This is a genomic window from Microbacterium hydrocarbonoxydans (genome assembly GCF_900105205.1).
Lineage (GTDB): Bacteria > Actinomycetota > Actinomycetes > Actinomycetales > Microbacteriaceae > Microbacterium > Microbacterium hydrocarbonoxydans.
This window is the reverse complement of record NZ_FNSQ01000005.1, coordinates 2,195,246-2,219,043: the sequence shown is the minus strand read 5'-3', so window position 1 is coordinate 2,219,043 and position 23,798 is coordinate 2,195,246. Positions and strand designations below refer to the sequence as shown.

General features: G+C 69.1%; 24 protein-coding genes and 1 pseudogene. 15 read left to right on the top strand and 10 right to left on the bottom strand.

What is annotated here, in order from left to right:
* The first annotated feature begins 182 nt into the window (after positions 1 to 182).
* Positions 183 to 1,187: a TerC/Alx family metal homeostasis membrane protein gene (locus BLW44_RS11030; protein ID WP_060925820.1), complete on the top strand. Its 1,005-nt coding sequence runs from the start codon at positions 183 to 185 to the stop codon at positions 1,185 to 1,187.
* 28 nt (positions 1,188 to 1,215) lie between these two features.
* Here BLW44_RS11030 and BLW44_RS11025 read toward each other — a convergent pair whose 3' ends face one another.
* Positions 1,216 to 1,809, bottom strand: coding sequence for an LON peptidase substrate-binding domain-containing protein (locus tag BLW44_RS11025; protein ID WP_060925821.1), 594 nt, complete (start codon positions 1,807 to 1,809; stop codon positions 1,216 to 1,218).
* A 36-nt stretch (positions 1,810 to 1,845) separates the two neighbouring features.
* On the opposite strand from BLW44_RS11025, the gene BLW44_RS11020 reads away from it, so the two are divergent.
* A complete protein-coding gene (locus BLW44_RS11020; RefSeq protein WP_060925822.1) occupies positions 1,846 to 2,343 on the top strand; it encodes a DUF427 domain-containing protein in 498 nt (165 codons plus the stop codon).
* Positions 2,344 to 2,362: 19 nt separating this feature from the next.
* On the opposite strand, the gene BLW44_RS11015 is transcribed toward BLW44_RS11020, so the two are convergent.
* On the bottom strand, positions 2,363 to 3,676 hold the full coding sequence (locus tag BLW44_RS11015) for an LLM class flavin-dependent oxidoreductase (RefSeq protein WP_060925823.1): 1,314 nt from the start codon (positions 3,674 to 3,676) through the stop codon (positions 2,363 to 2,365).
* Positions 3,673 to 4,967, bottom strand: a pseudogene (locus BLW44_RS11010) (O-acetylhomoserine aminocarboxypropyltransferase/cysteine synthase family protein). Before BLW44_RS11010 ends, BLW44_RS11015 begins: the two are co-directional and overlap by 4 nt.
* A 187-nt stretch (positions 4,968 to 5,154) precedes the next feature.
* Here BLW44_RS11010 and leuC point away from each other — a divergent pair.
* The 6 genes from leuC to BLW44_RS10980 all read left to right on the top strand — a co-directional run bounded on the left by leuC (position 5,155) and on the right by BLW44_RS10980 (position 11,540).
* Positions 5,155 to 6,639, top strand: a complete 1,485-nt coding sequence (gene leuC / locus BLW44_RS11005) for a 3-isopropylmalate dehydratase large subunit (protein ID WP_060925825.1) — start codon at positions 5,155 to 5,157, stop codon at positions 6,637 to 6,639.
* Positions 6,639 to 7,235 carry a 3-isopropylmalate dehydratase small subunit gene (gene leuD, locus BLW44_RS11000; protein WP_060925826.1) on the top strand — a complete coding sequence of 199 codons (597 nt, stop codon included), beginning with the start codon at positions 6,639 to 6,641 and terminating at the stop codon, positions 7,233 to 7,235. Before leuC ends, leuD begins: the two co-directional genes overlap by 1 nt.
* A 65-nt stretch (positions 7,236 to 7,300) precedes the next feature.
* The gene (gene murA, locus BLW44_RS10995) at positions 7,301 to 8,668 is read left to right on the top strand and encodes a UDP-N-acetylglucosamine 1-carboxyvinyltransferase (RefSeq protein ID WP_060925827.1); all 1,368 of its coding nucleotides are present in this window, start codon (positions 7,301 to 7,303) and stop codon (positions 8,666 to 8,668) included.
* Between the two features lie 5 nt (positions 8,669 to 8,673).
* On the top strand, positions 8,674 to 9,429 hold the full coding sequence (locus BLW44_RS10990) for a lysophospholipid acyltransferase family protein (protein ID WP_060925828.1): 756 nt from the start codon (positions 8,674 to 8,676) through the stop codon (positions 9,427 to 9,429).
* Positions 9,419 to 10,552, top strand: coding sequence for an NAD(P)H-dependent glycerol-3-phosphate dehydrogenase (locus BLW44_RS10985; protein WP_060925829.1), 1,134 nt, complete (start codon positions 9,419 to 9,421; stop codon positions 10,550 to 10,552). Before BLW44_RS10990 ends, BLW44_RS10985 begins: the two co-directional genes overlap by 11 nt.
* Positions 10,458 to 11,540 carry a D-alanine--D-alanine ligase family protein gene (locus BLW44_RS10980; RefSeq protein ID WP_060925830.1) on the top strand — a complete coding sequence of 361 codons (1,083 nt, stop codon included), beginning with the start codon at positions 10,458 to 10,460 and terminating at the stop codon, positions 11,538 to 11,540. Before BLW44_RS10985 ends, BLW44_RS10980 begins: the two co-directional genes overlap by 95 nt.
* Before the next feature lie 18 nt (positions 11,541 to 11,558).
* On the opposite strand, the gene BLW44_RS10975 is transcribed toward BLW44_RS10980, so the two are convergent.
* Both BLW44_RS10975 and BLW44_RS10970 read right to left on the bottom strand, forming a co-directional pair.
* Complete coding sequence (locus BLW44_RS10975) at positions 11,559 to 12,173, bottom strand: hypothetical protein (RefSeq protein WP_060925831.1); 615 nt, start codon at positions 12,171 to 12,173, stop codon at positions 11,559 to 11,561.
* A gap of 60 nt (positions 12,174 to 12,233) precedes the next feature.
* Positions 12,234 to 12,734 (bottom strand): DUF3515 family protein, encoded by a 501-nt coding sequence (locus tag BLW44_RS10970; RefSeq protein ID WP_060925832.1) that lies wholly within the window; start codon positions 12,732 to 12,734, stop codon positions 12,234 to 12,236.
* Between the two features lie 23 nt (positions 12,735 to 12,757).
* Here BLW44_RS10970 and thiL point away from each other — a divergent pair, with 23 nt between their 5' ends.
* A complete protein-coding gene (thiL, locus tag BLW44_RS10965) occupies positions 12,758 to 13,753 on the top strand; it encodes a thiamine-phosphate kinase (RefSeq protein ID WP_060925833.1) in 996 nt (331 codons plus the stop codon).
* Here thiL and rsmD read toward each other — a convergent pair.
* On the bottom strand, positions 13,723 to 14,322 hold the full coding sequence (gene rsmD, locus BLW44_RS10960; protein WP_060925834.1) for a 16S rRNA (guanine(966)-N(2))-methyltransferase RsmD: 600 nt from the start codon (positions 14,320 to 14,322) through the stop codon (positions 13,723 to 13,725). The two genes, thiL and rsmD, sit on opposite strands and share 31 nt — an antisense overlap.
* A 61-nt stretch (positions 14,323 to 14,383) precedes the next feature.
* Here rsmD and BLW44_RS10955 point away from each other — a divergent pair, with 61 nt between their 5' ends.
* From BLW44_RS10955 to mutM, 6 genes are all read left to right on the top strand, one after another.
* Complete coding sequence (locus BLW44_RS10955; RefSeq protein WP_060925835.1) at positions 14,384 to 16,558, top strand: ATP-dependent DNA helicase RecG; 2,175 nt, start codon at positions 14,384 to 14,386, stop codon at positions 16,556 to 16,558.
* Between the two features lie 30 nt (positions 16,559 to 16,588).
* On the top strand, positions 16,589 to 17,086 hold the full coding sequence (gene coaD, locus BLW44_RS10950) for a pantetheine-phosphate adenylyltransferase (protein ID WP_060925836.1): 498 nt from the start codon (positions 16,589 to 16,591) through the stop codon (positions 17,084 to 17,086).
* Between the two features lie 83 nt (positions 17,087 to 17,169).
* The gene (locus tag BLW44_RS10945) at positions 17,170 to 17,718 is read left to right on the top strand and encodes a YceD family protein (RefSeq protein ID WP_060925837.1); all 549 of its coding nucleotides are present in this window, start codon (positions 17,170 to 17,172) and stop codon (positions 17,716 to 17,718) included.
* Positions 17,719 to 17,720: 2 nt separating this feature from the next.
* On the top strand, positions 17,721 to 17,930 hold the full coding sequence (gene rpmF / locus BLW44_RS10940) for a 50S ribosomal protein L32 (protein ID WP_017830754.1): 210 nt from the start codon (positions 17,721 to 17,723) through the stop codon (positions 17,928 to 17,930).
* A 17-nt stretch (positions 17,931 to 17,947) separates the two neighbouring features.
* Positions 17,948 to 18,640: a ribonuclease III gene (gene rnc, locus BLW44_RS10935; RefSeq protein ID WP_060925838.1), complete on the top strand. Its 693-nt coding sequence runs from the start codon at positions 17,948 to 17,950 to the stop codon at positions 18,638 to 18,640.
* Entirely contained in the window at positions 18,633 to 19,496 is an 864-nt protein-coding gene (gene mutM / locus BLW44_RS10930; RefSeq protein WP_060925839.1) for a bifunctional DNA-formamidopyrimidine glycosylase/DNA-(apurinic or apyrimidinic site) lyase, read from the top strand. The genes rnc and mutM overlap by 8 nt, the downstream gene beginning before the upstream one ends.
* Before the next feature lie 27 nt (positions 19,497 to 19,523).
* Here mutM and BLW44_RS10925 read toward each other — a convergent pair whose 3' ends face one another.
* The 4 genes from BLW44_RS10925 to BLW44_RS10910 all read right to left on the bottom strand — a co-directional run bounded on the left by BLW44_RS10925 (position 19,524) and on the right by BLW44_RS10910 (position 23,790).
* Positions 19,524 to 20,846 carry an FtsX-like permease family protein gene (locus BLW44_RS10925; protein ID WP_060925840.1) on the bottom strand — a complete coding sequence of 441 codons (1,323 nt, stop codon included), beginning with the start codon at positions 20,844 to 20,846 and terminating at the stop codon, positions 19,524 to 19,526.
* Positions 20,843 to 21,538, bottom strand: coding sequence for an ABC transporter ATP-binding protein (locus tag BLW44_RS10920; protein WP_060926031.1), 696 nt, complete (start codon positions 21,536 to 21,538; stop codon positions 20,843 to 20,845). The genes BLW44_RS10925 and BLW44_RS10920 overlap by 4 nt, the downstream gene beginning before the upstream one ends.
* Positions 21,539 to 21,625: 87 nt before the next feature.
* Positions 21,626 to 22,705, bottom strand: a complete 1,080-nt coding sequence (locus BLW44_RS10915) for a GNAT family N-acetyltransferase (RefSeq protein ID WP_060925841.1) — start codon at positions 22,703 to 22,705, stop codon at positions 21,626 to 21,628.
* Positions 22,702 to 23,790: a GNAT family N-acetyltransferase gene (locus tag BLW44_RS10910; RefSeq protein ID WP_060925842.1), complete on the bottom strand. Its 1,089-nt coding sequence runs from the start codon at positions 23,788 to 23,790 to the stop codon at positions 22,702 to 22,704. Before BLW44_RS10910 ends, BLW44_RS10915 begins: the two co-directional genes overlap by 4 nt.
* Positions 23,791 to 23,798: the final 8 nt, after the last annotated feature.

Genomic DNA, 23,798 nt, shown 5'->3' with positions numbered 1-23,798 from the left:
GCCGGATGACGACCGCGGCGGCTCGGCTCCGCTAGAATCGGTGTCGCGAGAGGGAGTATCCCGCAAGCGCATCCACCGTCATCACGAGCATCGACATCGCTGCTCCGGTCGTGCGGCGCACTCAGTGCGTGGGAGAGACTTTCGGCGTTCTTCCGACCCCTCCCGAAAGGTGCAGTGCACCCTTGGAAATCCCTGTCTGGTTCGAGATCACCTCGATGGTCGTCCTCACGATCATCCTGATCGGCGACCTGCTGCTCATCCGCCTCCGCCCGCACATCCCGTCCACGAAGGAGTCCACGCTCTGGGTCGTGTTCTACGTGGGGCTCGCCCTGCTCTTCGCGGTCCTCCTGGGGAACGTGGCCGGCTGGCGCAACGCGGGCGACTTCATCACAGGATGGGCGCTCGAGTACAGCCTCTCGATCGACAACCTGTTCGTCTTCGTGCTGATCATGGCTCAGTTCGCTGTGCCCCGGCGGCTGCAGCAGCAGGTGCTCATGGTCGGCATCATCATCGCCCTGATCCTCCGCGGCGCCTTCATCCTCGTCGGCGTCACGATCGTCGAGCACTTCTCCCCGATCTTCTACATCTTCGGAGCCTTCCTCATCTGGACGGCGATCCGCCAGGCGATGCCGGACGGCGATCACGAGGGAGAGGTGCAGCGCGAGAACTTCGTGGTGCGACTTCTCCGTCGTCGCATCGACATCAGCGAGGAGTACGACGGGTCGAAGCTCCGCACGACCGTCGACGGCAAGCGCATGTGGACGCCCATGGTGATCGTGTTCATCACGATCGGCGTCACCGACCTGATCTTCGCGATCGACTCGATCCCCGCGATCTTCGAGATCACCACCAACGGATTCCTCGTGTTCGCCGCGAACATCTTCGCGCTGATGGGTCTCCGCCAGCTGTACTTCCTGCTCGGCGACCTGCTCGATCGCCTCCGCTACCTCCACTACGGCATCGCGGTGATCCTCGGCTTCATCGGTGTGAAGCTGATCCTGCACGCCCTGCACGAGAACGAGCTGCCGTTCATCAACGGCGGCCAGCACGTCGAGTGGGTGCCGGACATCGACAACATGGTGTCGCTCGGCGTCATCGTCGTGTCGATGGGCGTCGCGACGATCGCGAGCCTGATCGCGTCGTCGCGGGAGAAGCGCGCACAGCGGGTCGGTCCGACGGTCGAGTGAAGGCCGGCGCGCTCTCAGTCGACTGACATCAGCCTGCCGACCACAGGGACTCGGCCTCGAGAGTGAGGTCGATGACCTGGCCGAGCAGGGCGCCGACGCTGGTCGACCGCAGGAGCGTGTAGCGGTCGTACTCGCCGAGCGGTGCGATCGCGGCGAGCTGCCACGCAGCGGCGAGCGGATCGTCGGACAGCTCAGTGTCGGCGTCCCACGGGGAGTCCGCACGCGCGAGGACGCGCCGGACGATCGCCTCCGCCTCGGTACGCAGCGGGCTGAGCGCCTCGTTCCAGGTCAGATCGGGGAGCGGGGTGGCCTCGGCGCGGGGATAGGGCGCATCGTCGACCCACTCGTCGATGGTGAAGCGCGACGTGCCGACCGCGACGATGTGCAGCACCTCGGCGTCGGGAGACACGCTCACGAGACGCGCCATCGCCCCGACTCCACTGCGCCGGTCGCCGCCTCCGACCTCGTGACCGCGCTCGATGAGCACGACGCCGAACTCCGGGTCGTCCTCGTCGAGGAGACGCCCGATCATCGTGAGGTAGCGGGGCTCGAAGACGCGCAGCAGCAGTGGAGTGTACGGGAACAGCACCGAACCGAGCGGGAACATCGGAGTTGCGGTCATGACCCCAGTCAACACCGCGCGACGTACAGTGAACAGATGCGCAGACCTGCCCCCGAAGTTCCCGCTGCCGGCCAGGAATCCGTCTGGGACTACCCACGGCCGCCGAGGGTCGAGCGGGTGCCCGAACGCCTCACCATCCGTCTCGGCGGAGAGATCGTCGCTGACACCACGGACGCGGTGCGGGTGCTCGAGACGAGTCATCCTCCGGTGTACTACCTTCCGATCGCGGACTTCGTCGACGGAGCGCTCTCGGATGCGCCAGGTTCGTCGTTCTGCGAGTTCAAGGGCGCCGCACGGTACCTCGACGTACGAGGCGGGGGGATCGTCGCCGCCGGAGCGGCATGGAACTACCCCCAGCCGTCACTGGGATTCGAGATGCTGGCCGACCGAGTGGCGGTGTACGCAGGGCCGATGGACGAGTGCACTGTCGGCGATGAGGTCGTCGTTCCGCAGCCCGGCGGGTTCTACGGCGGCTGGGTCACGTCGTCGGTCGCCGGGCCGTTCAAGGGCGTCCCCGGTTCGATGGGCTGGTAGCCCGCGATTCTCGCCTCGTTCAGAACGCGCGGAGATTGGCCTGCAGGCCGCCCTCGTCGTACTCACGGCGGAGTATCCCGCGGCGTCGCAGGACGGGAACGAGCTCGTCGAGAGTCCGGTGCAGGGTCACGGGGTGGAAGTCGCCCCACAGCAGCACGCCGTCGTTGCCCCAGTCCCCGAGCTCCTCGATCAGGTCGGCCAACTCCTCCGCCGTGCCGACGAACCCGGAGCGGTCGGTGATGCGACCGGTTCGGGCGAGGGCTGTGAGGTGCGCGCGCAGAGGGACGTCCTCGCCGCGATCACCGATCAGACGCTGGATGCTGCCGCGCGACACATGATCGCCGAAGATCGTGATGTCGAGCGGCCGATCGAGATCGAGCGAGGTCAGATCGGTCTCCAGATCGCTGGACTGCTTCCGGGCGATCTGCACGAGGGCGGCGTCGTCGGGATGCGCGGATGCGGCGACGATCCGATCCGCTTCCTCTGCCGATGAGGTGATCACGGGCTGGATGGCGAAGAGGATCTTGATATCGGCAGGGGAGCGACCGGCGGCGATCGCGGCGTCTTGGATCTTCGCTCGGTACGCACGTACCGATGCCTCATCCAGAGGGGCGAGCGCGAGCTGGACGTCGGAGTGCGCACCCGCGAAGCCGAGTCCGCGTCCTGAGCCACCAGGGGAGACGATCGCAGGTTCGCCGTCTGTGAAGGGGATGGCGTTCAGGGGGCCGTCGAACGCGAAGTGGGCGCCGCGGTGCCGCACGGGTTGCAGCTTGGACCCGTCGGCGAAGACGCCCGTGTCGGGGTCGCGGACGAGCGTGCCCTCCTCCCAGCTGCGCCAGAGCGAGCGGATGCCGGTGAGCCACTCTTCTGCGCGGTCGTAGGCGGCGTCGTGCCCGAGCTGCGCAGAGTCGGAGAAGTGCCTCGCGCTTCCGGTGTCGGTCACCACATTGAGCCCGAGCCGGTGGCCGCTCAGATGCTGCAGCGTGGAGAACTGTCGCGCCGCTGTATAGGGGAGGTAGGCCGCAGGGTTGACCGTCGGCACCACCCCGAGGTGACGGGTCGCCTGGAAGAGATAGGGCGCGAGCAGCAGCGGGTCGTGCTTCGGGCCCCCGAAGGCGTGCCGCACGCGCAGGTCGATCGTGTCGGCGGATCCGAGGGAGGGGGCGTCCTCGATGATGACGAGGTCGAAGCCGGCCTGCTCCAGAGTGCGGGCGGCCTCCTGATAGATCTCGGGCCGGGTCCAGTCGTAGTCCCAGTCCAGTGAGGGATAGCCCCAGCCCTGCGGGCCGAAGCCTCGGGCGAGGAACCAGCCGAAGTGCTGCGGCCTGCTCATGCGACGGCCTCCCGTGCGCGTTCCAGCACACGGCTGAGATCGCCGATGAGGTCGGCGACGTCTTCGATCCCGATCGACAGGCGCAGTGTGCCGGGGCTGATTCCGAGCACAGCGCGCTCTTCCGGCGAGCGATGCGAGTGGCTGGTGGTCCCCGGATGCAGCACCAGCGAGCGGACGTCCCCGATGTGCGTCATGTGTGTGAAGACCTCGACCCCCTCGACGAAGTCACGGGCGGCGTCGAGACCCCCGCGGAGGGTGAAGGTGAAGATCGAGCCGTACCCGCCGTGGAGGTAGGTCGCCGCGAGGCGATGGTCGGGATGGCTCTCGAGGCCCACGTAGTCGACGCTCTCCACCGCGTCCTGCGCAGAGAGCCACCGAGCGACCTCGAGCGCATTGCGCGACTGGCGCTCGACGCGCAGGCCGAGCGTCTCGGCGCCCTGGCCGATGAGGAAGGCATTGAGCGGCGAGGGGGAGGCGCCGAAGCGCGGCGCGACGGACTCCCGGGCGTAGGCGATGCGTGCTGCTCCGCCGTGTCTCGCCGCCACGCTCGCCACGCCGCCGCGGCCGGGGAGCACGAGGTGAGGCGCATTGTGACCTGCCCTGGCCGCGTCGAATCGTCCGTCGTCGGCGATCACACCGCCGAGCACCGAGCCGTGCCCCGCCAGGAACTTCGAGGCGGAGTGCACGACCATCGCGGCGCCATGCTCGAGCGGGCGCAGCAGGAAGGGCGTCGCCAATGTGTTGTCGACGATGAGCGGAAGCGCGAACTCGTCGGCGACCGCGCTCACCGCGGCGATGTCGAGGATGTCGTTGCGGGCGTTGGCGATCGACTCGCCGAACAGCGCCCTGGTGTCAGGGCGGATCGCCTGCCGCCAGGCATCCGGGTCGGCGATGTCGTCGATGAACGTCGTCTCGATGCCGAGGCGCGCGAGGTTGTCGAGGAGGAGGCCGCGTGTCCCTCGTAGATGTGGGCGGAGGAGACGATGTGATCTCCCGCTCCCGCCACGGTCAGCAACGCCGTGACGACTGCGGCCTGACCGCTCGCGACGAGGACGGCATCCGCAGCGGATTCGAGTGCGGCGAGCTGTCGCTCCACCGCGCGCACCGTGGGGTTGCCAGTGCGGGTGTAGCCGAACCCCGCTCCGGTGCCGAAGTGCTCGGCCGCGTGGTCGAAGTCGTCGAACTCGAAGCCGGCCGTGAGGTAGATCGGGGTCGCTCGCGACGACGCGGAGCCCTGATTCCGGGCGGCGTGCACCGCTGTGGTGGCGAAACCGGGGGAGTCGACGGTCATTCGGGAACCTCTCGAGGATGCGGACGACCTCAGCGTGTCACGCGGCGACTCGGCCCGCTGAAGCGGTGGTAATCTGACGTCATGCGGATCGTGCTCCTTCTTAGCGGCCGCGACGAGACCTCGTTCTGAGCCCCTCCTCGTCGCGGAGTCCACGGTGGGCCGAACCGCCAGCTTCAGGAGATACGCAATGAACACCCTCACAGCAGACTCTGTTCCCGCACGGCCCCGCACCCTCGCCGAGAAGGTCTGGGACGACCATCTCGTCGTGAAGGGCGAGAACGGCGAGCCGGACCTGATCTACATCGATCTGCACCTCGTGCATGAGGTCACCAGCCCGCAGGCCTTCGACGGCCTGCGTTCCGAGGGCCGTCCGCTGCGCCGGCTCGACCTGACCATCGCGACGGAAGATCACAACACCCCGACCTGGGACATCGACAAGCCGATCGCCGACCTGACCAGCCGGACGCAGATCGAGACCCTCCGGCGCAACGCCGAGGAGTTCGGGGTGCGCCTGCATTCGCTCGGCGATGCCGAGCAGGGCATCGTGCACGTGGTGGGCCCGCAGCTCGGTCTGACGATGCCGGGCATCACCGTGGTCTGCGGCGATTCGCACACTTCCACTCACGGCGCGTTCGGGGCGATGGCATTCGGCATCGGCACCAGCGAGGTCGAGCACGTCATGGCCACCCAGACGCTGCCCCTGAAGCCCTTCAAGACGATGGCGATCACCGTCGAGGGCACGCTGCGCCCCGGGGTCACCGCGAAGGACATCATCCTGGCGGTGATCGCGAAGATCACCACCGGAGGCGGCCAGGGATACGTCCTGGAGTTCCGCGGCAGCGCGATCCGCGCCCTGTCGATGGAGGGCCGGATGACGATCTGCAACATGTCGATCGAGGCCGGTGCGCGCGCGGGCATGGTCGCCCCGGACGAGACCACCTTCGAGTACCTCAAGGGCCGCCCGCACGCGCCGAAGGGGCAGGACTGGGACGACGCGGTCGCCTACTGGCGCACTCTCCCCACCGACGAGGGCGCCGTGTTCGACGCGGAGGTCTTCATCGACGCCGACGAACTCGAGCCTTTCGTGACGTGGGGGACGAACCCCGGCCAGGGCAGCTCGCTGTCCGCCTCGGTGCCCGACCCGGCTGACATCGCCGACGCCAGTGAGCGCATCGCGGCCGAGCGCGCGCTGGAGTACATGGACCTCACTCCCGGCACCCCCTTGAAGGAGGTTCCGGTCGACGCGGTGTTCATGGGCTCCTGCACCAACAGCCGCATCGAGGACCTGCGTGCCTTCGCCTCGATCATCAAGGGCAAGAAGAAGGCGGACGGCGTCCGCGTCATGGTGGTGCCCGGCTCCGCCAGAGTGAGGCTCGAGGCGGAGGCGGAGGGCCTGGACCAGGTCATCAAGGACTTCGGCGCCGAATGGCGCTTCGCCGGATGCTCCATGTGCCTGGGTATGAACCCCGACCAGCTCGCCCCCGGTGAGCGGTGCGCCTCGACCTCGAACCGCAACTTCGAAGGCCGACAGGGCAAGGGCGGCCGCACGCACCTCGTGTCGCCGCTCGTCGCCGCAGCGACAGCGATCCGCGGCACCCTGTCCAGCCCCGGCGACCTGGTCGAGGCGGTCTCTGCGACCGTCCCCGCCGCCGCGACGAACGGAGCCGTCTGATGGAGAAGTTCCGCACCCACACCGGCATCGCAGCTCCCCTCAAGCGCTCGAACGTCGACACCGATCAGATCATCCCCGCCGTGTTCCTCAAGCGGGTCACGAAGACCGGTTTCGAGGATGCGCTGTTCCACGGCTGGCGGCAGGATCCCGACTTCGTGCTGAACCAGCCGGCGTTCCAGGGCGCGTCCGTCCTCGTCGCCGGCCCGGACTTCGGCACCGGATCGAGCCGCGAGCACGCGGTCTGGGCACTTCGCGACTTCGGCTTCTCGGTCGTCCTCAGCCCCCGCTTCGCAGACATCTTCCGGGGCAACTCGGGCAAGCAGGGCCTGCTCGCCGCGACGGTGTCGGACGAGGATCTGGAGCGCATCTGGGCCGAGATCGACCGGAATCCCGGGGTTTCGATCACGGTCGACCTCGAGGCGCGAACCGCCTCGATCGGCGACGTCCAGGCCGACATCGGGATCGACGATTACACTAGATGGCGGCTCCTCGAAGGGCTCGATGACATCGGGCTCACGCTGCGCAACGAAGACAAGATCGCGCAGTTCGAGGCCCGTCGCGAGTCGTGGCGGCCCCGTACCCTTCCTGTTCAGTGAACGACGGGGTGGGGGAGCCGAGGGCGACCCCGCCCCGAGATCCGTTGAATGAAGTGAGGCTCCGAATGACGACACCTGTGCGCGACGCTCTCCCGGACGGAGTTCCCCCTCTCACCGGAGACGTCCTCGCCATTCGAGGCGGACGCCCGCTGCGCGGGCGCGTCGACGTCAAGGGCGCGAAGAACCTCGCGACCAAGGCGATGGTGGCCTCGCTGCTCGGCGAGACGGTCAGCGTCCTGCGTGACGTGCCGGCCATCAGTGATGTCGCGGTCGTGCGGTCGCTGCTCGAGGTGCACGGCGTGCGCGTGTCGGACGGCGACGAGCCCGGCGCTCTCGTCTTCGACCCGAGCGACGTCGAGTCCGCTCACTTCGAGGAGATCGACGCCCACGCCGGTGCCTCCCGCATCCCGATCCTGTTCTGCGGTCCGCTGCTGCATCGCCTGGGACAGGCCTTCATTCCCGACCTCGGCGGCTGCCGCATCGGCGACCGTCCCATCGACTTCCACCTCGACGCGCTGCGCAAGTTCGGGGCGATCGTCGAGAAGCTGCCGAGCGGCATCCGCCTCTCCACCGGCGGCGCTCGTCTGCACGGCGCCAACATCCACCTGCCGTACCCGAGCGTGGGCGCGACCGAGCAGGTGCTGCTGACGGCCGTGCGCGCAGAGGGCACCACCGAGCTGCGCAACGCGGCCATCGAGCCCGAGATCATGGATCTGATCGCGGTGCTGCAGAAGATGGGCGCCATCATCAGCTACGAGCCGAACCGCGTCATCCTCATCGAGGGTGTCGAGAAGCTGCGCGGCTACGACCACCGTTCGATCTTCGACCGCAACGAGGCCGCATCCTGGGCGTCCGCCGCGCTGGCCACCGACGGCGAGATCTTCGTCGGCGGAGCGAAGCAGCAGGAGATGCTCACGTTCCTCAACATCTTCCGCAAGGCCGGCGGCTGGTTCGACATCCAGGAGGACGGCATCCTCTTCCGCCGCGACGGCGAGCTCAAGCCCGTCGTCGTCGAGACCGACGTGCACCCCGGATTCATGACCGACTGGCAGCAGCCGCTCGTCGTGGCGCTGACGCAGGCCAACGGCCGGTCCGTGGTCCACGAGACCGTCTACGAGAACCGCCTGGGGTTCACCGAGGCGCTCGTGAAGATGGGCGCAGACATCGTCGTGCACCCGCGCGGTCTGCAGGACGGACCGCGCCGCGTCCCACGCCGCGATCTCGAGCAGGCTGCCGTCATCACCGGTCCCACCCCGCTGCACGCCGCCGACATCGTCGTGCCCGACCTGCGCGGTGGCTACAGCCACGTGATCGCGGCGCTGACCGCCGAGGGCGAGTCGAAGGTGTCGGGTGTCGACATCCTCAGCAGGGGCTACGAGAAGTTCCTCGCCAAGCTCGACGCCGTGGGTGCCGACTTCGACGTCCTCGGGTGAGCGCGATGGGTTCCCGTTCGACGGAGACCACGCGGCCCAGCGCGTTCTGGCCGGTCGCGGCGATCGCCGTTCCGCTGATCTCGCTGCTCGCGAAGCTCCGCATCAGGGGCAGCGAGAAGCTGCCGCGTGAAGGTGCCTTCGTGCTCGCACCGAACCACTACTCCGAGTTCGACCCGCTCGTGGTCGCCCTCGCGGTGTGGCGCATCGGCCGGGCGCCGCGCTTCATGGCCAAGGAGAGCCTGTTCAGGGTGCCCGTGCTCGGGTGGATCCTCCGCAGCACCGGCATGGTCCCCGTCGCGCGCTCCTCGTCGGCATCCGCAGCCAAGCAGACCCTCATGCAGTCGGCGGAGCTGGTGAAGCACGGGCGCGGCGTGATCGTGTACCCGGAAGGGACGCTGACCAGGGATCCGGACATGTGGCCGATGCGCGGCAAGTCCGGCGCGGTCCGCCTCGCGTTGGCAGACGGCATCCCGCTGATCCCGATGGCGCACTGGGGCACGCAGGAGATCATGGGTCGCTACCAGAAGGGCCTGAGCCTGTGGCCGCTGCGCAAGCCAGTGGACGTCGTCATCGGAGATCCCGTCGATGTGTCGGATCTCCGCGGTCGCGCGGGCGAGGCGTCGGCGCTGAATGAGGCCACCGACCGACTGATGAAAGCGATCACCGCTCTGCTCGAGGACCTGCGCGACGAGAAGGCTCCGGCGGAGCGCTGGAATCCGTCCGCACACGGACAGAAGGAGACGGGTCGCCTTGACTCCTAAGCGCAACGAACCCGCGGGCCCTCGCGTCGCGGTCATCGGTGCCGGCAGCTGGGGCACGACCTTCGGCAAGATCCTCGCCGACGGCGGCGCCCAGGTCACCATGTGGGCCCGCCGCGCCGAGCTCGCGCACGAGATCGATGAAGCCAAGCGCAACTCCCGCTATCTGCCGGGCATCAACCTGCCGCGCACGATGGCGGCGACGCACGAGCTGGCGATCGCGCTGCGCGACGTCGACCAGGTCTACCTGTCCGTGCCGAGCCAGTCGCTCCGCGAGAACCTCAAGGCTCTGCGTCCGCTGCTCGCCGACAACGAGGCCAAGATCGTCAGCCTGATGAAGGGCGTCGAGCGCACCAGCGGCCTCCGCATGAGTCAGGTGATCGAGCAGGAGCTGCGCTGCGATCCCGACCGGATCGCCGTCGCCTCAGGGCCCAACCTCGCGCTCGAGATCGCCCGCGAGCAGCCGACGGCAGCCGTCATCTCCTCACGCAGCCGGGAGACCGCCGAAGAGGTGGCGCGTGCTGCGCGCAACAGCTACTTCCGCACGTTCGTGAACACCGATGTGATCGGCACGGAGTTCGGCGGAGTGCTGAAGAACCTCATCGCCGTGGCGATCGGCATCGTCGACGGCGTCGGGTACGGCGAGAACACCAAGGCATCGATCATCACCAGAGGGCTCGTGGAGATGACGGACTTCGCCGTGGCCAACGGCGCGCACCCCGAGACCCTCCAGGGGCTCGCAGGACTCGGCGACCTGATCGCGACCTGCCAGTCACCGCTCAGCCGCAACAACACCGCCGGGCGCCTGCTCGGTCAGGGGTACAGCTTCCAGGACGTCGTCAAGCAGATGCAGCAGACCGCCGAGGGCCTCGCGTCCGTGGCCCCCGTCCTGCAGCTCGCGCGCGAGTCCGAGGTGCACATGCCCATCGTCGAGCAGGTGAAGATGGTGCTCGACGGCAAGATGAACCCGCGCGACATCGCACCCCACCTGACGACGGACGACGACACCCCGCAGGGTGAGAGGACCAACCATGGACAAGCAGACGGTGGTGGTGCTCTTCGGAGGGCGCTCCAGCGAGCATTCGATCAGTTCCGCAACGGCGGGCGGGGTCCTGGGCGCGATTGATCGCGACCGCTATGCGGTGATCCCCGTCGGGATCACGCGCGAGGGGGCATTCGTCCTCGAGGACGACGATCCCGCGAAGTTCCCGCTCGACGCCGCCCACCTGCCCGAGGTCGCCGACAACGGCACCAGGGTGCTGTGGCCGGAGCCGGGTGGAGACCGGACGCTGCGCGTCGTGCGTCCAGACGGGACGACGGACGGCCTCGGCGAGATCGACATCGTGCTGCCGATCCTGCACGGACCCCATGGCGAGGACGGCACGATCCAGGGGTACTTCGACACGCTCGAGGTCCCCTACGCCGGCGGCGGGGTGCTCGATTCCGCCCTCTGCATGGACAAGCACTTCATGAAGATCGCCCTGCAGGCGGCGGGCATCGCGGTCGCGCCGTGGATCACCGTGCGTGCTCGCCAGTGGAGCCAGGATGCCGAGGCGGTCCGCGCCTCCGCGGCCGAGCTCGGCCTGCCCCTGTTCGTCAAGCCGGCCCGTGCGGGGTCGAGTGTCGGGGTGTCGAAGGTCGAGAAGCCCGAGGAGCTCGATGCGGCTCTCGCGATCGCCTTCGCCGAAGACGACAAGGTGCTGATCGAGGTCGGCGTCTCCGGCCGGGAGATCGAGGTCGCGGTGCTCGAGGGCGTCGACGGCGTCCGGGCGTCCCTGCCCGGCGAGATCGTGCTCACCTCGCGCGGCTTCTACGACTTCGAGGGCAAGTACCTCGGTGGCGACGGCGTGGACGTCGTGTGCCCTGCGGAGCTCGAGCAGCACGAGGTCGCGGCGATCCAGGATGCGGGCATCCGCGCGTTCGAGGCGGTCGACGGTCGTGGTCTCGCGAGGGTCGACATGTTCCTCACACCGAGCGGGGAGCTCGTCGTCAACGAGCTGAACACGATGCCGGGCTTCACGCCGATCTCCATGTTCCCGAAGTGCTGGGTCGCGTCCGGTCTCAGCTACGGCGACCTGATCTCGGAGCTGATCGAAGCGGGGCTTCGGCGCTGATCGAGTGCCAGGCGATCGTCAGCCGGCGTGCGGCGGGTACGTCGTGTCCGCTGACGCCTGCTGCGGCGGGTACGTCGTCGCGTCCGGTGCCGAATCGGCAGATGCACCGCTCGCGGCGCCGTATCCGATCGCGGCCGGCGCCGAGCGGTGGATCAGCGTCGCGACGAGGGCGGTCAGCCATCCCCAGGTGAGTCCCCACGAGGCGCTCGCGGTCACGGCCTGGAACGTCTGGATCATGAGGATCTCGGACTGCTCTGCCGGGATGCCCAGCGCAGCGACGGCCAGCGGCGCCCGCACCAGCCCGGCGATGCAGGATGCGACGACCACGGCACCCCAGGTGCCGAAGAAGACGGCGGATCCGCGCCCCGGCAGCGCGCCTCGCACGACGAGTCGGACGAAGAGCCAGGTGAGTCCGATCAGGACGACGAGGGCCAGCAGCATCGCCACGACGGCGAGCGGGAGAGCGTTCGGACGCAGAGCGAAGCCGATCGGATCCTGCAGGATGAACAGCCGCGGGACGTTCGGCACTCCCCACAGCAGGAAGAAGTAGCCGAGGATGCTGCTGAGCAGCGCTCCCGCTCCGACCAGGATCGCTGCGACGATGGACGCTCTGCCTGCGGGGGTGCGGTTCATGCCGCGAGTCTAGAGGGGCTTCGCGAAGCGGGTCGAGCCGACAGCCCTGTCCGTGCTCTCTCAGCCCTCTTCGGTCGGAGGCTCGGTCGCCGTCGGCACTCGATCGGTGCAGTGCGCCGTGGCGGGCGCCAGTCCGGACTGGATGCTGGTCGAGAGCTTCTCGACGACCGTGCGGAAGTCGATCTCCTCACCGCGTCGGATGACGACCTCGATCGCGGGCTCGCGGCCGTACGTCACGAGCCGCTGGCGCTCCTCCTCCTGATCGAGGACGAGCCAGTCGACCCCGCCGATCGTGGTGCACACCTCGGTCGAGGGAGCCGGAGGTTCGACGCCGCACCGCAGGACGACGGTCGGGTCGCCCCAGGCGCCGGTCGCCTGGGCATCCGTCCAGACCCGGTCGAGGTCCACGACGGAGTCGGGCAGCAGCACGGACACCTCGGCGCACGCGGGATCATTGGCGTCGTCGGCAGGTTCGAGGTGCACGGTCGTCGAGCAGCCCGCGAGGGCTGCGGCGAGGGTCAGAGCGCCCGCGGCGACGGCGAGGAGGCGGAAGCGGGGCATGCTTCCAGGCTACCTTTGACTGCATGCACTCCCGACCTCGCGACGACGATCCGCGCCTCGGCGACCTCTCCGAGGGTGAGATCCTGCGAGCGATCCTGAACCGCACGGCGCGCGGTGCGCACACCGTGATCGGACCGGGGGACGACGCCGCCGTGATCGCCGCTCCGTCGGGGTCGGTGGTCGCGACGACCGACACCCTCGTGCACGGACCGGACTTCCGCATGGCGTGGTCGTCGGGATTCGACCTCGGCTGGAAGTCCGCCGCGGTCAACCTCGCCGACATCGCGGCGATGGGAGCTCGCCCCACCGCACTGCTCGTCGCCCTCGCCGTGCCGCGGGATCTGCGCCTGTCCTTCGTGGAGAGCCTGGCCGACGGCTTCCGGGAGGCCTGCGCGGCACTGGCGCCGGGGTGTGCCGTCGTCGGAGGTGACCTCACCGTCTCCGATGTGCTGACCGTGGCCGTGACCGCACTCGGCGACCTCGAGGGCCGTCAGGCGGTGACGCGGTCCGGCGCGCGAGTGGGAGACGTGGTGGCCGTGGCCGGCGAGCTCGGCCACGCCGCGCTCGGGCTGTCGGTGCTGTTCGGACGGTTCCGGGACGGCGACACGCCTGTTCCGATCGATCGGGCTGCGCTGGGCGCGGGCGAGAGGGCGGCACTCGACGCGCAGCTGCGGCCGTCGCCGCCGATCGGCCTCGGTCCGTTCGCCGCGATCGCCGGGGCCACCGCGATGATGGACATCTCGGACGGACTCGCCCTCGACGCGCGGCGACTGGCCGCGGCATCCGAGGTGACGATCGCGCTCGACGGCGGCGCTCTGGGGGAGAACGTCGAACGCGCCCTGGGCGGGGGAGAGGACCATGCGCTCCTCGCGACCTTCCCGCCCGGCATCCCTCCCGCCGGCTTCCGCGCCATCGGCGAGGTCGTGGCACGAGGAGAGGATGCTCTGCTCGTCGACGGCGCTCCGGTCGAGGCCTCGGGGTGGGATCCCTATCGCGACTGGGACTCGGCGTCCGGCTGAAGGTCATCCCTATCCTCGGGCTCCGCCCACCACAGCGTGGTGTCGCCGTAGTTGCGCTCGCGGACGAGCACCAGGCCGGCCGCGGCGAGGTCGGGAGGGGTGGAGCGACGCGCCCGTTCGATCACGACGAGCGCGTCCGGTGCGAGGAGCGGCGCGAGCGCGACGAGATCCGCGGTCATCGCGGCATCGTCGAGGTCGTACGGCGGGTCCGAGAACACGAGGTCGTACGGACCGGTGGCCCGCTGTAGGAACGCCCGTACCGCACTCTGATGCACCCGCGCCGCGGGAGCGCCGGCCTTCGCGACGGTCGCCGCGTTCCTGCGCACGATGTCTGCGGCCGCGCGACCCTGCTCGACGAGATCAGCCGCAGACGCCCCACGACTCAGGGTCTCGAGTCCGAGTGCGCCGGAGCCGGCGTACAGGTCGAGCACGCGTCCGCCGACGATCGCGTCGGCGGACTCGAGCGCTCCGAAGAGGGACTCCCGCACGCGGTCGCTGGTGGGCCGGGTTCCGGCTGATGGCACGTCCAGTCGTGCGCCGCGCGCCTGTCCTGCGATGATCCTCGTCACACGTTCACGATACGACAGCGCCGCAGCTCGCCGTGTCGGCGCCGCCTTCTAGACTCGGAGCATGTCGCTCACGCTGGATTCGCCGCTCGAGGAGGCGCTGGGCGCCACCCCCGCGAAGTCTCTCGATCGCGCGTTCGGCATGAAGAGCGTCGGCGATCTGGTCTCGCACTACCCGCGCCGGTACGCCGATCCGGGCGAGCTCACCCCCATCCGCGAACTTCCCCTCGGCGAGACCGTGACGATCGTCGCCGAGGTGCTCTCCTCCAGCGCCAGGGCGATGCGCAATCGTCGCGGCGCGATGGTGGACGTCGTGATCGGCGACGGCATCGGCAAGATGTCGCTCACCTTCTTCGCGAAGAACCTCGGAGCGGCGAAGTGGCGCTCCGAGGACCTTGCGGTCGGTCGGCGGGGGGTCTTCTCCGGCAAGGTCGGCGAGTTCAACGGGATGACGCAGTTCGCGCATCCGGAGTACGAGCTGTTCGATGACGAGGACGCGGCCCGTCGGCGGGCGGATGCTCGCGCTGCCGTGCTCATCCCGATCTACCCGGCGACGTCGACCCTGCAGACCTGGCAGATCGCGAAGTTCATCACGCGCGTGCTCGACGACCTCGGGGAGGTGCCGGAGCCGCTGGCTGCGGAGGTGCGGGCCCGCGAGGAGCTGCTGACGGCGCGGGAGGCGCTCGATCAGATCCATCGGCCCAAGACCCGCAACGACATCGACCCCGCAGTGCGCACCCTCCGGATGCATGAGGCGCTGACTCTGCAGACCGCTCTCCTGCAGCAGCGCGACGCCGTGCGCGCACTTGCGGCGACGCCGCGCCCCGCGAAGCCGGGCGGACTCCTCGAGCGATTCGACGCCTCGCTGCCCTACGAGCTCACGCCCGACCAGCAGACGGTCGGAGATCAGGTCGCGAAGGACCTGATCGGCGCGTGGCCGATGAATCGGCTCGTTCAAGGCGAGGTCGGCTCGGGGAAGACGCTGGTCGCGCTGCGCGCGATGCTTCAGGTGGCGGAGTCCGGAGGACAGGCGGCGCTGATCGCGCCGACCGAGGTCTTGGCGGGCCAGCACCTGCGCTCGATCGCGAAGATGCTCGGCCCGCAGCTGGCGCCGCTCGTCATGCCGACGCTGCTGACGGGGCAGATGCCAGCGGCCGAGCGTCGCAAGGCCGCGCTGCGGGTCGCATCGGGTCAGGCGCTGATCGTCGTCGGCACGCACGCGCTCCTGGGCGAGAAGACGACCTTCGCAGACCTCGGACTCGTGGTGGTCGACGAGCAGCATCGATTCGGGGTCGAGCAGCGCGAGGCGCTGCGGGCCAAGGGGTCGAGTCCGCATGCGCTCGTGCTCACGGCGACACCCATCCCACGCACAGTCGCCATGACGGTGTTCGGCGACCTCGACACCTCGGTCATCCGCACGATGCCCCGGGGACGCGCGGGGATCGAGTCGTTCGTCGCCCCTCTCGCCGAGCACCCCGGTTGGTTCAACCGCGTGTGGGAGCGCGCAGCGGAGGAGATCGCGCAGGGGCGCCAGGTCTTCGCGGTCTGCGCGGCGATCGACACGACCAAGAAGACCGCTGAGGCGGGGGAGGCGACGCTCCTGCAGCCGGAGGGGGCGTCCGGTCCCCGATGGGGTGTCGTGCAGCTCGATGAGGCGCTCGCGACGCATCCGAAGCTCGGCGGCCTGCGTCGAGCCGTCCTGCACGGCAAGATGCCGTCAGATGAGAAGGATGCGGTCATGCAGGCGTTCTCCCGCGGCGAGATCGATCTGCTGCTGGCCACTACGGTGATCGAGGTCGGTGTGGACGTCCCGAACGCGTCGACGATGATCGTGCTCGACGCCGACCGGTTCGGCGTCTCGCAGCTGCATCAGCTGCGTGGGCGAGTCGGTCGAGGTGGGGTCCCTGGTCTCTGTCTTCTCGTGACCGAGGCCGAGGCCGGTTCCGTGGCAAGGGAACGCGTGGAGGCGGTCGCTGCGACGCTCGACGGCTTCGCGCTGGCCGAGGTCGACCTCGAGCTGCGCGGCGAAGGCGACGTGCTGGGGGCCGCGCAGGCCGGCGTGCGCTCGTCGCTCAAGCTCCTCCGGGTCGTCAAGGACTCCGGTCTCATCGTCAGGGCACGCGAGCTCGCCGAGAGCATCCTCGCCGCCGATCCCGATCTCGAGTCGAACCCGGGCCTCAGGGCGGCCATCGAGCGACGGGTGAGCGATGATGACCGCGCTGCCCTGGCGAAGAACTGACCCTCTCGGCGTGTGCCTTAGGCTGGTGACATGAGCAGCCGGATCGCCGTCGTCCCGGGTTCCTTCGACCCGCCGACCCTGGGCCACCTCGACGTGATCCGTCGTGCGGCCAAGCTGTACGACGAGCTGCACGTGCTCGTGGTGCACAATCCCGGCAAGGAGGCGATGCTGCCGATCGCGGCCCGCATGTCGCTGATCGAGCAGTCGATCGCCGACGAGGGCATGGACGGCAACGTCATCGTCGGATCGTGGAGCATGGGCCTCCTGGTCGACTATGCGCGGGACGTGGGTGCCGGGGTGCTGGTCAAGGGCATCCGTTCGCAGATCGACGTCGCCTACGAATCGCCGATGGCGATCGTCAACCGTCACCTCGCGGACATCGAGACCGTCTTCCTCCTGCCCGATCCCGCGCACGCGCTGGTCTCCAGCTCCCTGGTGCGTCAGGTCGCGAGCCTCGGGGGCGATGTCTCGCCCTTCGTCCCGCCGGCCGTCGCCGCCTTCCTCGACACCGGCGCCCGAGGGATCTGACCGGCACGCTCGGCGCGTCGCGCTCAGCCCGGAACCAGCCTCCTGCGCCGCAGAGCCGGTACCATTGCGGGGTGCGTTCCCGAATGAATGGTCCTTTCGTCCTTCCTGCCCGCGACATCGTCCGCAAGCCGGGCGAGATGCGCGAGCACGAGTTCTCGGTGACCCTGAAAGACGCGTGGGGAGAAGGGATCGTCTCGTACGAGGCGGGCTCGGAGCTCGACCTGGACGTCCGTCTGGAGTCGGTCCACGAGGGCATCCTCGTGTCCGGAACCGTCGACGCCGAGTACTCCGGAGTGTGCGGTCGATGCCTCATCGACATCGCTCGGCCCGTCGAAGTCGAGTTCCAGGAGCTTTTCGCGTATCCTGGTGAGGAAGAAACTGACTTCGAGGTTCAAGACGACCACGTGGATCTTGAAACTCTAGTCAGGGATGCGGCCGTATTGTCGCTTCCATTTCAGCCGGTGTGTCAGCCGGATTGCCCCGGGCTCGACCCGGAGACGGGCGAGAGGCTGACCGCGAGCACCGGTAAGGAGCAGGTGGCTCCCATCGATCCTCGGTGGAGCGCGCTCCAGCAGATCACAGACCAAGACGGTGAGGCACACAGCCGAGCCGCCGAGAAAGAAGAGAGCTAGTCATGGCTGGTAACCCCCCGAAGCGCAAGGTATCCCGTTCGAACACCCGCTCGCGCCGCGCGCAGTGGAAGGCGGCGCCCGTCGCACTCGTCAAGACCATCGAGAACGGCCAGGTCGTCTACAGCCGTCCTCACCAGGCCAAGGTCGTCACCGACTCGCAGGGCACCGAGCTGTTCCTCGAGTACAAGGGTCGCAAGGTCGCCGACGTCTGAGTCGCGACTTCACGACTGTGACTGAGGTCCCTGGGGGGACGAGACCTCTCCCAGAGAAGCTCCGCGTCGATATCGACGCGGAGCTTCTGGAGTTGGCGCTCACCCATCGCTCCTACGCGTACGAACACGGCGGGATCCCGCATAACGAGCGCCTGGAGTTCCTCGGCGACTCTGTGCTCGGCCAGGCCGTCACCGTGATGCTGTTCACGACGCATCCCGGTCTCGACGAGGGCGAACTCGCCAAGCGGCGAGCGAGCGTCGTGTCGACCGTCGCTCTCGCCGAGGTCGCTCGTGCCATCGACCTGGGCAGCCATCTGCTGCTCGGCCGAGGTGAGGAGCAGACCGGCGGTCGCGACAAGGACTCGATCCTCGCCGACACGATGGAAGCCGTGATCGGCGCGACGTATCTGTCCGCAGGTCCCGAGGCCGCCACCGAACTCGTGCTGCGGCTCACCGCGCCCCTGCTCGCCGACCCTGAACGCTACGGCGCAGCGATGGATCCGAAGACGAGTCTGCAGGAGCTGGCGGCTCGCGCCGGATCCACGCCGCCGGTGTACTCGGTCGAGGCCAGCGGCCCCGATCACGATCGCCGCTTCACCGCGACGGTCGTCGTCGGCGATGTGGCGATGACGGGCAAGGGCAGCAGCAAGAAGACGGCCGAGATGGCCGCCGCGCTCAGCGCCTGGCGCCTGCTCAACGAGCGTGCCTGAGCTCCCCGAGGTCGAGGTCGTCAGAGCCGGGCTCGCGCCGGCGGCCATCGGCTCCCTGATCACCGCGGTGACGGTGTGGGACGAGCGGGCACTGACGCGACACGCCTCCGGTGCCGCCGACTTCGTCGCGCGTCTCGAGGGACGGACGTTCGCGGGCGCGGAACGCCGAGGCAAGTTCCTGTGGCTGCCGCTCGCCTCGGGCGAGGACGCTCTGATCGCCCACCTCGGAATGAGTGGCCAGATGCTGCTCCGCACGCCGGATGCCCCCGCCGAGCGCCACGAGCGGATCCGCATCGACGTCGAGCACGCGCATCACGGCGAGCTGGCGATCGTCTTCGCGGACCAGCGCACGTTCGGCTCGCTCGCGGTCGACGATCTCGTGGCGGACGGCCCTTCGCGCATCCCGACCCAGGTCGTGCACATCGCCCGGGACCCGATCGACCCCTTCTTCGACGACCGGGCGTTCGTGCTGGCCGTGCGCAGGCGCAACAGCGCCATCAAGAGGATCCTGCTCGACCAGCAGGTGATCAGCGGGGTCGGCAACATCTACGCCGATGAATCGCTGTGGGCCGCCCGCATCCACCCCGAGACGGCCGGACGGACGCTGTCGGCGCAGGCGGTGGCGCGGCTGCTCGCCGAGATACGCACTGTCCTCGCGAAGGCTCTCGCCGAGGGCGGCACGAGCTTCGACGCCCAGTACGTCAACGTGAACGGCCAGGCGGGGTACTTCGCGCACTCGCTCAACGCCTATGGCCGAGGCGGCCAGCCGTGCCCACGCTGCGGCGGACTGATCCGCCGTGAGGCGTTCATGAACCGCTCGAGCCACTACTGCCCCCGGTGCCAGCGCCGCCGCTGAGGCACTCCAGGCCGCTCAGGAGGCCGCTCACGCGGCGTGGAACGAGCGGGCGAGCAGCGGCCGGGTGGCTCGGGTGCTCGCCCACACCACGGCGATCCCGGTCGCGACGACGACGCCGATCGTGAGAAGGGACTCCGGCGCGGTGATCAGTGCGATCCCGAGCAGCGGGAACACGAGCACACCCGCCGTGAGCGCTGATCCGATCGCTGTCACGAGCAGTGGCGACATGATCGCCCGGCGTCGCGCCGTGTCGACCGTGTCGAGGGGGACGCCGAGCTGGTGCAGGCTCACGTGCAGGTCACGCTGGTCGAGCACGGATGCCGCCTGGTTCACACCCACCGACGCCGCGACCATCAGGAACGAGGCGATCAGCGTGATGACGAGGCCCGTGCGCATGTCGACGGCCAGCGCCGCATCCGCGGAGGAGACGTCGCCGCTGTTCATCACGTTCATCAGCGAGACGCCCGTGCCTGCGAACACGGCCATGAAACTCGCCATCGCGATGCCGCTGACCTGCCGCCACGCGGCCTTCGGCGAATCGAGCACCATCCGGGCGGCGAGGAGCCGATCGGGGACCTCGGCACGGCGGAGCTGACGGGACGCCGCGACTTTCAGCACCCAGGGCCCGATCACGTTGAGCACGGCGAGGGCGACGGCGAACAGCACAGCGAGGGTCACGATGGTCATCGCAAGCCCCGCGATGGACGGGAAGATCTTCACCAGCACGAAGACCATGGCCAGCACCGAGACAGCGATGATGGCGCGGAACCAGTGCACGGGTGCGGCTGTCGTGCGCATCCGGACGCCCAGCGGCGACACGATCACGCGGCGGAGTCCGAGCACAGCGCTTCCGGCCGCGACGAGCAGCACGCCGGCGACCACTCCGAGGATCGCCAACGGGGAGAGGACGACGGCCTCGACGCCGAGAGCGGTACCGCGGAACGGGATCAATCCGATGAGAGGGGATGCCGCGAGGTAGACGAGCACTCCGGCGAGGGCGCCCACGGCGGCGACGAGCACGGACTCGATCACCGTGGCGACACTCACGCCCATCGGTGTGACCCCGAGCAGGCGGAGTGTCGACAGACGCTCATCCCGCCGCCGCGCCGAGAGGCGGGCGGCCGCACCGCCGAGGTTCATCAGCGGGACGACGAGCAGCACCAGCGCGATCGCGGCGAGGGCCTGGTACACCGGAGCGTAGTCGTCGGTCCACGACCAGAACGACTGCGCGCCGCCGACCACGGTCAGCACGAGCGCCGTGACCACGCCGAAGGCGATGATCGGAAGCGCCAGAACGGCGTTCTGCCCGGGCGCGGGGCGCAGGAGCAGTGTCAGGACGCGCGCGTTCATGCCGACACCGCCGAGGAGATGATCCGGCCGTCGCGCACAGCGACGACCCGTGAGCAGCGAGCCGCGACGTCGGGGTCGTGGGTGACGACGAGGAGAGTGCGTCCCTGGCCGGTGGTCGACCAGAGCAAGGCGTTCATGACCTCCTGCGACGTCTGCGAGTCCAGTGCGCCGGTCGGCTCGTCCGCGAAGACGAGGTCCGCTCCGGTCGCCTGGGCGCGGGCGATCGCGACGCGCTGCGCCTGTCCACCCGACAGCTCTCCGATGCGGCGGTCCTCCATCCCGGCGAGGCCCAGGGCAGCGAGCCAGGATGCGGCGTGCGCCGTGGCATCCGCCCGCTTGACGCCGTTGATCATGGAGGCGAGCGCGACGTTCTCCACAGCGGTGAGCTCGGGGATGAGCAATCCCTGCTGGAAGACGAATCCGAACCGCTCCCTGCGCAGTCGGGACCGCGCGGCTTCGCTGAGCCCTGCGAGCTCGGCAGGCGTCCCGGTCGAGGGCTGGAACGACACGGTCCCGGTGTCGGGGGTGATGATGCCGGCGAGCACATGCAGCAGGGTGGTCTTGCCCGAGCCGGACGCGCCCATGATCGCGACGGACTCGCCGCGGTGGATCGTCAGATCCACTCCGGCGAGTGCGCGCGTGCTGCCGTAGGACTTGGTGAGAGAGCGGGCTTCGAGGACGGAGTCGTTCATGTCTCCCAGCCTCGCGCGGAGCATCCGATCGGTGCATCGGTCAGGCGGATGATCCGCCGCGCGCCGCGTACACCGATCGGATGACTCTCAGATCCGCTTCTGCCAGGCGCCCGCGTACGAGACGGCAACGAAGCCGATGGCCTCGTTGATCCCCAGCATCGGACGATTCTCCTCGGCGTTGAAGGTCGAGACCGTCGGCGACGTCGGCACGAGTTCGCGCCAGCTCAGCAGATTGGCGCACTTCACCACGGTGCCGAGGCGGTGACCGCGATGATCGCCCGAGACGAGGGTTCCCAGCTGGTGGGTCACTCCACGGGGATCCGCACCGACGAGCAGCTCGTTGTACGCCACGAGGTCTCCGCTGGGCACGTGCTCGACGACGACGACGGACAGCGTCTGTCCGGCGCTGGTGAGACGCCTCTCGCGGCGGACGACGCGATCGGCATCCCACTCCTCGGCTGCGAAGTCCATGTCGCCACTGGGCGCATCCGTCGAGAGACGGGCGAGGATCGCGGCGTAGCCCGCTCGGAACTCCGCCGGTGTGGGCGCCAGCCACTGGTGCACCCGATAGTCGGGTCCGGCGGCGGCGGTCGCGGCACCGAGCATCGCTCGGAGCGCGGTCGGATCGGAGCGCAGATCGAACTCGCTGTTCCGCTCGACCTGCTCGAAGGCGTACCCGCGAGCACTGAGGGCGTCGGACAGCGCGGTGGCAGGGATGCGACCCCACCCGGTGTTCGGCACGATCATCCGGTCGCTCTCGATCGGCCGGTGCAGCGTCCAGGTCTGGAGCAGCGACCTGCCATGCGCCCGAGCCTCCGTCTCGGCGAGCGCGAGGAGTGCGTCCTCGACTCCTCGACCCCAGTGCTCCTGCGGGACGAGCAGATCCACCTCGGCGGCATGCGCGTCCTCCTCCTGCGGGTACGAGATCGTGATCATGCCGACGATGTCGTCGCCCGCTCGCGCCACGAAGCCGGTCTGCAGCGTGTCGGTGCCGTCCTGCCAGGCGGCCAGCATCTGAGCGGCGTCCGGAGCGATGTCGGGCAGGCCGACGGCCTCGTCGCAGATGAACCTGTTCAACTCTCCGTACGCGCGGAAGTCGGCGGCGTCATCGGCGTCCAGCGACGCCGGGACGGTCAGCGCACTGATCGTCAGGGTGAGTGTCGTCATGTCAGTTCCTTCTTCCAGGCGCCTTCGTACGCGATGGGGACGAAGCCCATGGCCTCGTTGATGGAGAGCATCGGCCGGTTCTCCTCGGCGTTGTATGTGATCAGGTCGGGGGAGTCCGGTGCGACATCCCTCCAGGAGAGGAGGGCTGCGCTCTTCACGAGCTGGCCGAGACGGTGCCCTCGATGCTCCTTCAACACGAGCGTGTCGTGCTGATGAGTGGTGCCATGGAAGTCCGGCCCGATGCCGAGCTCGGTGAACGCGGTGAGCTCGCCCGTCGCGATGTGCTCGGCGGCCGTCACCTGCACGGTCTGCCCCATCTCGGCGATGCGCTTCTCGGCGGCGATGAGCCGGTCGGCATCCCAGGTCTCCTCGTCGGTCTCCAGGTCAGCCGACGGCGCATCGGTCGACATACGCGATTTGAGCCATGCGTAGCCGTCGAGGTGCTCCGCCGGTGTCGGCACCATCCACTGCAGGACGCGGTAGTCGGTCGAGAACCCCTCGGCCTCTCTCAGCAGTGCCTCGGCGCGCTCGACGGCGCTCGGAGCCATGTCCAGCCGGCTCACGCGATAGACCTGCTCCAGGCTGAACCCCTGTCGGGCCAGGAACCGGGCGACGTGGTCGTCCGGAACGCTCCCGAACCCGGTGCGCGCCTGGAGCCGCCGACCGTCGCTCGCCTGCTGCTCCGTCCAGTTCTGGATGACGGTGCGGCCGTGCTGTCGGACGACGGCCTCGATGTGCGGGGCGACGGCGCGGCCGATGCCGCGTCCCCAGACGCGCGGGAGGATCTCGACGGAGGCGATGGCCACCCTCGATCCCTCCTCGTGCGGGATGTCGACGACGGCGCGGCCGACGATATCGCCGTCGACACGCACCGCCCAGACGACGGTGGTCCTCTCCGGGCGCGAACGCAGCAGAGGCAGCAGCGCCTCGGGCGTGAGGTCCTGCTCGCTGCGGCCGGTGAGTTCCCGGTACACGGCGTTGCGGACGCGGGAGAGCTCACGGAACTCTCCCGCGTCCGCTGCATCCGCTCGCGCAGGCAGCACGAGCGGATGCAGTGAGGCACCTGAGGTGAGTGCGATGCTCATTCGGATCT